The organism is Staphylococcus sp. HMSC62A08, from assembly GCF_001839105.1.
GTDB lineage: Bacteria > Bacillota > Bacilli > Staphylococcales > Staphylococcaceae > Staphylococcus > Staphylococcus caprae.
Genome location: NZ_KV840053.1, coordinates 2,056 through 13,151, shown reverse-complemented (window position 1 = coordinate 13,151; position 11,096 = coordinate 2,056). Strand labels below are relative to the sequence as shown.

Annotated in this window: 9 protein-coding genes and 1 pseudogene; 9 read left to right on the top strand and 1 reads right to left on the bottom strand. The window is 34.4% G+C overall.

Features of this window, described 5'->3' with window-relative positions:
• The first annotated feature begins 278 nt into the window (after window positions 1-278).
• Entirely contained in the window at window positions 279-1,100 is an 822-nt protein-coding gene (locus HMPREF3264_RS11355) for a YtnP family quorum-quenching lactonase (protein ID WP_070873379.1), read from the top strand.
• Between the two features lie 76 nt (window positions 1,101-1,176).
• Here HMPREF3264_RS11355 and HMPREF3264_RS11350 read toward each other — a convergent pair whose 3' ends face one another.
• Window positions 1,177-1,491 (bottom strand): peptidase, encoded by a 315-nt coding sequence (locus tag HMPREF3264_RS11350; RefSeq protein ID WP_037541514.1) that lies wholly within the window; start codon window positions 1,489-1,491, stop codon window positions 1,177-1,179.
• Window positions 1,492-1,576: 85 nt separating this feature from the next.
• On the opposite strand from HMPREF3264_RS11350, the gene HMPREF3264_RS11345 reads away from it, so the two are divergent.
• The 8 genes and pseudogenes from HMPREF3264_RS11345 to HMPREF3264_RS11310 form a co-directional block, all read left to right on the top strand.
• Window positions 1,577-2,653 carry a M42 family metallopeptidase gene (locus HMPREF3264_RS11345; RefSeq protein WP_070873378.1) on the top strand — a complete coding sequence of 359 codons (1,077 nt, stop codon included), beginning with the start codon at window positions 1,577-1,579 and terminating at the stop codon, window positions 2,651-2,653.
• Window positions 2,654-2,665: 12 nt separating this feature from the next.
• Window positions 2,666-2,977 (top strand): thioredoxin family protein, encoded by a 312-nt coding sequence (locus HMPREF3264_RS11340; protein ID WP_070830819.1) that lies wholly within the window; start codon window positions 2,666-2,668, stop codon window positions 2,975-2,977.
• A 114-nt stretch (window positions 2,978-3,091) separates the two neighbouring features.
• Window positions 3,092-3,952 carry a DUF1444 domain-containing protein gene (locus HMPREF3264_RS11335; protein ID WP_070873377.1) on the top strand — a complete coding sequence of 287 codons (861 nt, stop codon included), beginning with the start codon at window positions 3,092-3,094 and terminating at the stop codon, window positions 3,950-3,952.
• Window positions 3,953-3,971: 19 nt separating this feature from the next.
• A complete protein-coding gene (gene ytpR / locus HMPREF3264_RS11330) occupies window positions 3,972-4,568 on the top strand; it encodes a YtpR family tRNA-binding protein (protein ID WP_070873376.1) in 597 nt (198 codons plus the stop codon).
• A gap of 20 nt (window positions 4,569-4,588) precedes the next feature.
• Window positions 4,589-8,317 (top strand): DNA translocase FtsK, encoded by a 3,729-nt coding sequence (locus HMPREF3264_RS11325; protein WP_070873375.1) that lies wholly within the window; start codon window positions 4,589-4,591, stop codon window positions 8,315-8,317.
• 20 nt (window positions 8,318-8,337) lie between these two features.
• The gene (murC, locus tag HMPREF3264_RS11320) at window positions 8,338-9,651 is read left to right on the top strand and encodes a UDP-N-acetylmuramate--L-alanine ligase (RefSeq protein ID WP_070873374.1); all 1,314 of its coding nucleotides are present in this window, start codon (window positions 8,338-8,340) and stop codon (window positions 9,649-9,651) included.
• 73 nt (window positions 9,652-9,724) lie between these two features.
• Window positions 9,725-10,249, top strand: a complete 525-nt coding sequence (locus HMPREF3264_RS11315) for a DUF948 domain-containing protein (protein WP_070873373.1) — start codon at window positions 9,725-9,727, stop codon at window positions 10,247-10,249.
• A 76-nt stretch (window positions 10,250-10,325) separates the two neighbouring features.
• Window positions 10,326-11,096: pseudogene (locus HMPREF3264_RS11310) on the top strand (smooth muscle caldesmon); the annotation flags it as partial.

The following is an 11,096-nucleotide window of genomic DNA, read 5'->3' as shown; positions in this document are numbered from 1 at the left end:
AAGAAATTCTCTGTGTTGGGGCCCCGCCGACAAGGATAGCTAGGATTAAAAGAAGCTTGATATAAGTGCACTTTTAATTCAGACATCTACTGCCAATATGTAAAAAAAGGCTGAGACAATTAATCATGTCCCAGCCTTTTTTATTAATTTTTAAATCGTTCTCATATGTTAAAAATCATTTGTTTGAATTGCGCTTAGATAATATTTGTAATACTTTTGAATAAAAGATGTAATTTACATCAATTTAGAATATAAATAACGTAGAGGAGGAGTTATTTATGAAATTAGGAAAGTTTACAATACATTATTTAAGAGGTGGGAACACAAATATAGATGGCGGAGCTATGTTTGGCGTCGTGCCTAAACCATTATGGACGAGAAAATATAAAGTCAATGATAAAAATCAAATTCACACGCCTACACATCCTATATTTATTCAAACTGAAGATAAGAACATTTTAATAGATACAGGTTTAGGTAATGGTAAACTTTCTGAAAAACAGCAACGCAATAGTGGTGTAGACTATGAGAGTCTCATTCAAGAAGATTTAGCTCAACTAGGATTAACTACCTCTGACATTGACATGGTATTGATGACACATCTCCATTTCGATCACGCAACTGGATTAACTGATAATCATGGACATGCAATTTTCGAAAATGCGACACATTTTATTCAGCAGGACGAATGGCATGAATTTTTATCACCTCACATAAGAAGCCAAGCAACTTATTGGGAAGAAAATCAAGGCGATTATAAGCAAAATCTTATTTTATTTGAAAATGAAATAGAACCTTATCCTGGAATTAAGATGATTCATACAGGTGGCCATAGCTTTGGTCATTCTATTATTACAATTGAAAGCGAAGGGGAGCATGCTGTTCATATGGCTGACATTTTCCCAACGACTGCTCATCTCAATCCACTTTGGGTAACGGCATACGATGATTATCCAATGCAATCTATCCGTGAAAAAGAACGTTTGATTCCATATTTTATGTATCATAATTATTGGTTCTTGTTTTACCATGATGAAAATTATTTTGCAGTAAAATACAAAGATGACCATAAGACAATCGACACATACATTCCCAGATAAAAAAAGGGTTATAGTTTGAGGAATTTTAGTTAACTCTCAAACTATAACCTTTATTTCTTACATTTCGTATAAAATATCATAACTCTATAATATCAAGTACTTGTCCAGAAAGTGCATCTGCATAAAACTCATATTCTACTAATTCACCATGTTTGTAGGCTGTAATACCGCCTTGATAGATAGGTTGATTCTGATTGACGTTATCTAAAACGATAGGCTGATGCACGATATAAGAGCCTTTAACTTCTCTAAAGTATGTTTTAACTTCTTCAAGTAATCGTTCTGCGTTATAAAATTTGTGCTTAGCTAAATAAATAATTGCACAGATAGAAACTATAACAGTTGTTGTAAATGTCATGAGTGCGATACTTTTTAAATTAAAAAACTTCATCATATATTCTCCTCTTAACGAAATTCTTATCATTAGTTTACCATATTGAAGATGATATAATAGAGTACAAGGAGTGAGATTTTGTATGACGATTGAAAATACGAAAACTTTAGAACGAATTAAAAATTTAACAGAACTTCATGGAGCCCCTGGTTTCGAAAATGAAGTTAGAGATTACATGAAAAAAGAAATGGCACCATACGTAGATGAATGTCTTCAAAATAAAATGGGCGGATTTTATGGTATTAAAAAATCTAAAAAAGCGAATGCACCAAAAGTAATGGTTGCAGCTCATATGGATGAAATTGGCTTTATGATTACACATATCACAGATAACGGCATGATACAATTCACTCAATTAGGTGGCGTTGCAAATGATATTTGGCAAGGTCAGAGACTTAAAGTGAAAAATAGAAATGGTGATCAAGTCGTGGGTGTAGTAGCCAACATACCAAAACATTTTAGAACAGGAAACGAAGCTGTTCCTGAAATTAAAGATTTGATGTTAGATATAGGTGCTACTTCCCAAGAAGAAGTAAGAAGTAGAGGGATAGAAATTGGCGACACCATTGTCCCAGATACAATATTCACACAATTATCTGAGCATCGCTATAGTGCGAAAGCCTGGGATAATCGATACGGTTGTGTGCTTGCGATAGAAATATTAGAATTACTCAAGGATACAGAATTAGATGTAGATTTATATGTAGGTGCAAATGTGCAAGAGGAAGTTGGTTTAAGAGGTGCGAAAGCGGCAGCAGAACAAATTAATCCTGACATTGCCTTCGTTGTAGATTGTTCACCAGCAAATGATATTAAAGGCAAACAACAACTCTCTGGTGCACTAGGGGAGGGCACACTCATACGTATTAAAGATGGTACGATGATATTAAAACCTCAGTTTAGAGACTATCTGTTACAATTAGCTGAATCTAATGATATTGCACATCAATATTACATTTCTCCAGGTGGTACAGATGGCGGAGAAATTCATAAAGCTAATGAAGGGATTCCAACAGCAGTCATTGGCGTTTGTGCGAGATATATCCACAGTACTGATGCAGTATTTGATATAAGAGATTATTATGCTGCAAGACAATTATTAAAAGAAAGTATTATGAACTTAACTGAACAACAAATTGAAACTTTAAAATTTGGATAAGGAGTATAGAGTATGAAACAACTTGAATCTGAAAAACAATTCGAAGAATTAAAACAAGGTAAAACGGTGTTTGAATTTACTGCTGGATGGTGTCCAGATTGTAGAGTTATCGAACCTGATTTACCCAAGTTAGAAGAGAAATATCAAGAATTTGATTTTGTCTCTGTAGATAGAGATCAATTTATTGATTTATGTATAGATAACGATATTCTAGGAATACCGAGCTTTTTAGTTTTTAAAGATGGCGAACTTTTAGGTAGCTATATTGGAAAAGAAAGAAAATCAATTGAACAAATCGACGAATTTTTAGCACAACACATCTAGATTTGTATAAATTTTAAAACCCACGAAATATACACACTGTATTTTAGTTTTTTCTGTTATATAGCGGTTATTTATTGTAAACTGTTATAAGGTGCGAAAATAGGAGTGTTATAAATGAACGTCTTTCAAATGAGAGATAAATTAAAAGCACGTTTAAATCATTTAAATGTGGACTTTAAATTTGATAGAGAAGAAGAAACATTGCGAATCTATCGAACAGATAATCATAAAGGTGTAACAATTAAACTCAATGCTATTGTCGCTAAATATGAAGAGCAAAAAGATAAAATTGTAGATGAAATTGTTTATTACGTTGAAGAAGCTATTGCTCAAATGGGGGATAACGCCATTGAACAACTTGATGATATAAAAATCATGCCAGTTATAAGAGCAACAAGTTTTGATAAGAAGACCAAAGAAGGTCAATCATTTGTCATTAGCGAACATACCGCTGAAACTAATATTTACTATGCACTGGATTTTGGTAAATCATATCGATTAATAGACAAAAGTATGTTAGAAACATTAAATATGACAGAACAACAAGTTAAAGAAATGTCATTATTCAATGTTAGAAAACTTGAAAATAAATACGCTACAGATGAAGTTAAAGGAAATATCTTCTACTTCATCAACTCTAATGATGGATATGATGCCAGTCGCATACTTAATACATCTTTCTTAAATGAGATTCAAGAACAATGCGAAGGTGAAATGCTTGTAGCTGTACCTCATCAAGACGTTCTTGTTATCGCTGATATACGCAATAAAACAGGTTATGATGTCATGGCCCATTTAACTATGGAATTCTTTACTAAAGGATTAGTACCTATTACATCATTGTCCTTTGGCTATGATAAAGGGCACCTAGAACCGATATTCATTTTAGGGAAAAATAATAAACAAAAGCGAAATCCTGATGTCATTCAGAGATTAGAAGCGAATAGAAAGAAATTCAATGATAAAGATAAATAATAGAAATGGAGTTTTATAAATGAACTTATTTTACAACCCACAAGGTGTAGGAGATGTGGCATTCTTACAAATTGAACCTACAGACGGTGTGTTTGAATACAATAAACAAAACGATGTCGTTGAAATTACAAAAGAAGGACAAGTCGTAGGCTATAACGTGTTTGACGCATCTAAAAAGGTAAATATTGAAGGAAATGGACATATTAAATTAACTTCAGAAATCATTAATGCTTTACAACAAGCAATTTCAGATGCAGGATTTAATTATCAATTAGATACAGACCTATCTCCAAAATTTGTTGTAGGATATGTAGAAACTAAAGAAAAACATCCTGATGCTGATAAGTTAAGCGTACTTAACGTCAATGTTGGTAACGATACACTGCAAATTGTATGTGGAGCACCAAATGTTGAAGCAGGTCAAAAAGTCGTTGTAGCAAAAGTCGGCGCTGTGATGCCAAGCGGAATGGTCATTAAAGATGCTGAACTCCGTGGTGTTGCTTCTAGCGGTATGATTTGTTCAATGAAAGAATTGAATTTACCTAACGCGCCACAAGAAAAAGGTATTATGGTATTAAGCGACGATTACGAAATTGGGCAAGCATTTTTTGATTAATTAAGAAAGGTAGTGGAATTATGAGCTGGTTTGATAAATTATTTGGCGAAGATAATGATTCAAATAGCGACCTGTTACGTAAAAATAAAAAAAGAAGACAGAGTTCGCAATCACAACAAAATAATCAAGACTCATTACTGCCTCAAAATAATGACATTTATAATCGCCCAAGAGGAAAATTTAGATTTCCTATGCAAGTGTCTGAGGAAACATCTGCTCAATATGAGGAACATAGTTACGATGAAAGTGAAACTTCTGGATATCAGGCGTATTCTGACTCAAATTACACGCAAGACTATGGACAAACCTATACTACTGATAGCTACGGGAAAAGACATCGACGTCGTAGAGCTTCACAAATGACTGAAGGTAGTGCTAGCGATAGTTATCAAAGCAATCATGTCGATAAACAAACTTCTCATGAACCTAAACGTAATAGCAGAAGAAATACCTATAGTCAGTCAAACGCTCAAAAAGATCACAAGAAAGAGAACCATCATCCTCGTACGAAATTACAATCTGAGCGATTAAAATCTAAAAGTCAGTTACATTCACCTTCAAGTTCTGAATTTACATATCATCGTAGTAGCTTTAAAGCGAGTGAAGTTCCATCAGCTATATTCGGAACTAAGAAAAGACGACCAATTGAGAATGGTGTGATACCACCTAAACAAGAATCACAAAACGATGATTCAAAGGATAAGAATAATAAAGATTCTGATTCTAAGCAAAGCCAACGTCACGCTTCAAATGAATACGATGTGAACATGTATAGACAGTCAATTAATAGCCAAATGGGTTATCAACAAGAAGACTCGCTGCATTTTAATCAACCTGAGAAAAGTGACAACGAACAGCAATCAAAGAATTCAAGTCGTTCTCAACTGTCTTCACCAGAGCAACAGTCAACGCAACAATCATCTCATCAATCAAAAGGGAAAACGCCGAACTATTCTAAAAGAGACAACACAATCAATATCGAAAATATCTACGCTTCTCAAATCGTTGAAGAGATTAGACGAGAAAGAGAACGAAAAGTTCTTCAAAAACGGAGATTTAAGAAAGCATTACAAGCTAAAAGACAACAAAATCAAAATTCAGAAGAGGATAGTATTCAAAAAGCGATTGATGAAATGTATGCTAAACAAGCGCATCAATACATTGGAGAAAGTTCTCTAGACGAAGATGACAATGAAGATCATATCGATGTAGAGTTAAATGATTCTTCAGATCATCCTTCAACAAAGTCTTTTGAAGAGGATCAAATTGGCGCGTCATCCTATAATTACGAAGAGATTAATCTAGATGATGAACATCATATTCAAAAGTTAAATGATGAAGATGTACAAGTGAACGATAGTCCGATTAATTCAGGTCAAGATAACGAAAATGAGCTTAACAAGAAAGATGAAGAGATTGAAGATGCACAATTCCACGAATTAGACGATAGTCAACAACAATCAGATGAAACAACTCATTCTGAACAAGAAGACTCAAAACAACATCAGTACAATGAGGCAATTAATCAAAGCGTGGACAATGAAACAGAATATGCGAAACATAGAGATATCAATGATACAGATCAATCTGCAAGTTCAAGTGAGTCGTTTTCAAGTGAGTCGTTCAAAGAACAGCCAAGCGAAACTATTCAATCAAGTCAGACTTTAGAAAGTGAGCGTGCAACTTCAACTAGCGAACCGCATTCAACGTCTTCAAGTCAAGAAGGTCAAAACCAAGGTTCTGAAATGGATACAGAAGTATCACATTCAAAATCTGAAGCGCCAGCTAAACCGAAACAACGATTTGGTGGTAGCCGACCGTTCAACGTTTTAATGACGCCATCTGATAAGAAGCGAATGATGGATAGTAAAAAAGAGCATAGTGTAAATGTTCCAGAATTAAAACCTGAACAGCGTCATACTCAGAATGCTTCTTATAGCACTACCGATTCGAGTCGATCTTCTGAGAGTGAATCAGGTTCTACTACTTACTCCACTTCATCAAATGAAGATAGTAACGATATAGAACATTCAGAATCAACGTCACAACAAGATTATCGTCATCCTAATCCTAAAGATGCAGCTTCGAATAGTGGTACTGATGAAAATCTACAATCTAATAATGACGATCATGATTCGAATACAAATGATGTAGAAACATCGAATACTGATTTTCACTTTTCAGAAGCGCAGAATATAGAAGATCATCATGAATTAAACAGTCACATGAGTCATCAAGTAGAAGATCATGAAGAAACTACTACAACACACAATTCAAATGTGACACAAGAACAAGATTCAAATCATCATGAACATCAGAGCCAACAACAACCTCAACATCAAGGAATAAGAAAAGGGCCTAATATCAAACTACCTAGCTTTGATTTATTAGAGGAGCCAGAACCACACGAAATCAACGAAGAGTGGATAGAAGAAAAGAAACAGGAACTAAATGATGCATTGTACTATTTCAACGTACCTGCAGAAGTTAAAAATGTGACTGAAGGTCCAAGTGTGACAAGATTTGAATTATCTGTAGAAAAAGGTGTTAAAGTTTCAAGAATTACTGCACTTCAAGATGATATTAAAATGGCTTTAGCAGCAAAAGATATTCGTATTGAGGCACCAATTCCTGGAACGAGTCTAGTTGGTATAGAAGTGCCAAACCAAAATCCAACTAAAGTAAACTTAAGGTCAATCATTGAGACGCCTAAATTTAAAAATACAGAATCTAAATTGACTGTAGCAATGGGTTATAGAATTAATAATGAACCATTGCTTATGGATATCGCTAAAACGCCTCACGCTTTAATTGCAGGGGCAACGGGGTCAGGTAAATCAGTTTGTATCAATAGTATATTGATGTCACTATTATATAAAAATCATCCAGAAGAATTACGCCTATTATTGATTGATCCTAAAATGGTAGAACTCGCGCCATATAACGATTTACCACACTTAGTTTCTCCAGTAATTACTGATGTTAAAGCTGCCACACAAAGTTTAAAATGGGCAGTCGAAGAAATGGAGAAACGTTATAAACTATTTGCGCAATACCATGTGAGAAATATTACTGCTTTCAACAAAAAGGCACCGTATGAGCAAAGAATGCCGAAAATTGTTATAGTAATTGATGAGTTGGCCGACTTAATGATGATGGCGCCTCAAGAGGTAGAGCAATCCATTGCACGTATTGCTCAAAAAGCGCGCGCATGTGGTATTCACATGTTAGTTGCAACACAAAGACCATCAGTTAATGTCATTACTGGTCTTATCAAAGCGAATATTCCTACTAGAATTGCGTTTATGGTATCTTCAAGCGTTGATTCAAGAACAATTCTAGATAGTGGTGGCGCAGAACGTCTTCTAGGTTATGGAGATATGTTATACCTAGGTAGTGGCATGAATAAGCCAATTCGCGTTCAAGGGACATTTGTTTCTGATGAAGAAATTGATGATGTTGTTGACTTTATTAAACAGCAACGCGACCCTGAATATTTATTTGAGGAAAAGGAATTACTTAAGAAAACACAATCTCAAGCACAAGACGATTTATTCGACGATGTGTGCGAGTTTATGGTAAATGAAGGACATATTTCAACTTCACTTATCCAAAGACATTTCCAAATTGGTTACAATAGAGCAGCTAGAATTATCGATCAGTTAGAACAGTTAGGCTATATTTCAGGCGCTAATGGTTCTAAACCAAGGGATGTTTATATTACTGAAGCGGATTTAAATAAAGAATAAATTGAGTAAGGAGTATTAAAATGACGCACTATCATTTTGTCGGAATTAAAGGTTCCGGCATGAGTTCATTAGCACAAATCATGCATGACCTTGGTCATGAAGTCCAAGGATCAGACATTGAAAAATACGTATTTACAGAAGTTGCTCTAAGAAATAAAGGCATTAAAATTCTACCTTTTGATGCTGACAATATAAAAGAAGGTATGGTAGTCATTCAAGGGAATGCATTTCCAGATACTCATGAAGAGATCGTTAGAGCACATGATTTAAAATTAGATGTAATTAAGTATCATGATTTTCTTGGTCATGTGATTGATCAATATACTTCTGTAGCGGTTACGGGTGCACATGGTAAAACTTCAACTACTGGCTTACTTTCACATGTGATGAATGGTGATAAAAAGACATCATTCCTCATTGGTGATGGTACTGGAATGGGCCTGCCAGGTAGTGACTATTTTGCATTTGAAGCGTGTGAATACCGTAGACACTTTTTAAGTTATCATCCAGATTATGCAATTATGACAAACATTGATTTCGATCACCCTGATTATTTCAAAAATATTGAAGACGTATATGATGCTTTCCAAGATATGGCACATAACGTTAAAAAAGCAATTATTGCATGGGGCGATGATGATTACTTACGTAAATTAGAAGCTGATGTACCAATTTATTATTATGGTTTTAAAGAATCAGATGATATCTATGCTAAGAACATTCAAATTACTGAAAAAGGTACTCAATTTGATGTTTATATCAATGGTGAATATTATGATCAATTCTTATCACCACAATTTGGCGACCATAATATTTTAAATACGCTTGCAGTTATTGCGATAAGTTATTTAGAAAAAATGGATATTGAAAATATTAAAGAAGCGTTAGAAACGTTTGGTGGTGTAAAACGTCGCTTTAATGAAACAAAAGTATCTAATCAAGTATTAGTAGACGATTATGCTCACCATCCAAGAGAAATTAGTGCTACAATTGAGTCAGCTCGAAAAAAATACCCAAATAAAGAGGTAGTAGCTGTCTTTCAACCACACACTTTCTCTAGAACACAAGCATTTCTTGATGAATTTGCATCTAGCTTGAGTAAAGCAGATCAAGTATTCTTATGTGAAATTTTTGGTTCGATTAGAGAAAATACTGGTGACTTAACAATAGAAGATTTAATTAATCGTATTGACGGTTCGGCACTAATAGATGAAAATAGTATTGACGTATTAGAAAAATTTGAAAACGCTGTAATTTTATTTATGGGTGCGGGTGACATTCAAAAGTTACTTAAAGCATATTTTGAAAAATTAGGCGTAGAAAATGACTTTTAATATGTTTATATTAAAACATCATGGGTATTAAATATTAATGACTTTAATTTAAGGTATTTAGGAGGCGTTTTTAATGGATTGGATTTTACCAATTGCAGGAATTATTGCCGCGATAGCTTTCTTAATCTTATGTATCGGTATCGTTGTTGTTTTAATTTCTGTTAAAAAGAATTTAGATTACGTGGCTAAAACACTAGATGGTGTTGAAGGTCAAGTTCAAGGTATTACTCGTGAAACTACTGATTTACTTCATAAAGCAAATCGTTTAACTGAAGATATTCAAGGTAAAGTGGATCGTTTAAACTCAGTTGTAGATGCTGTTAAAGGCATTGGTGACTCAGTACAAAATTTAAATGGTTCTGTAGATCGAGTAACAAACTCAATTACGCACAACATTTCTCAAAATGAAGATAAAATTTCTCAAGTAGTACAATGGTCAAACGTTGCAATGGAAATTGCAGACAAATGGCAAAATAGATACTACCGTAGAGGAAGTGCAAACTACAAAACAAACACTGTAGCTGACGATGCTAAGCATGGCTATACTGATTCAGATCACAATGCTGATCATAGCTACACTACACGTGTTAACAAATAATTAATACGAACGAATTAAATGCACTTAAATGAGGTTTTTACTTATTTAAGTGCTTTTGTTTTAGGAGGAATTGTTTATGGAACATTATAACCGCGATGATTTTGAGACAAATAATACAGGTCGTGATTTATATAACCGTACGTCACGTTATTCATCAAGAGCGCCTAAACGTAAGGATTTTGTAGTAAGCTTTATAGCTAGTGCCATCGTTGGTTCTGCTTTAGGTTTATACTATAAGAATAAAGTTTACAAAAAGACAGATGAATTAAGAGATAAAGAAAGAGATTTAAGAAACAAAGTTCTTGATTATAAAGAACAAGCTGAGAATACAGTTAATTCAGTTAGAGAAAAAGTGGAAGACTTTAGAAATCGCTCTAAAGATGGATTAACTTCTGAAGAATTGCAAGCTCAAAAAGTAGCGATTCAAAGAGAAGTGAACGATAACAACCTTGCAGATCAGTCTCCTGAAGCACAAGAAATTCAAGAGGCTAAACTAGAAGCTACGAAAGATGATTTTGACCAAGAGCAAGGACCATCAGCTTCAGAGTTAACTGCACAACAAAATGCAATTCAAGAAGAAACAGAACTCGCAGATCAATCACCAGAAGCGCAAAATATTCAAGACGCGAAAGCAGAGACACAACAACAAAGCGGTCCAACAGCTTCAGAGTTAGCTGCGCAACAAAATGCAATTCAAGAAGAAACAAAACTTGCAGACCAGTCACCAGAAGCGCAAGATATCCAAGAAGCGAAAGCTGAAACACAACAACAAAACGGACCATCAACTTCAGAGTTAACTGCACAACAAAACGCAATCCAAGAAGAAACAGAACTCGCAGATCAATCA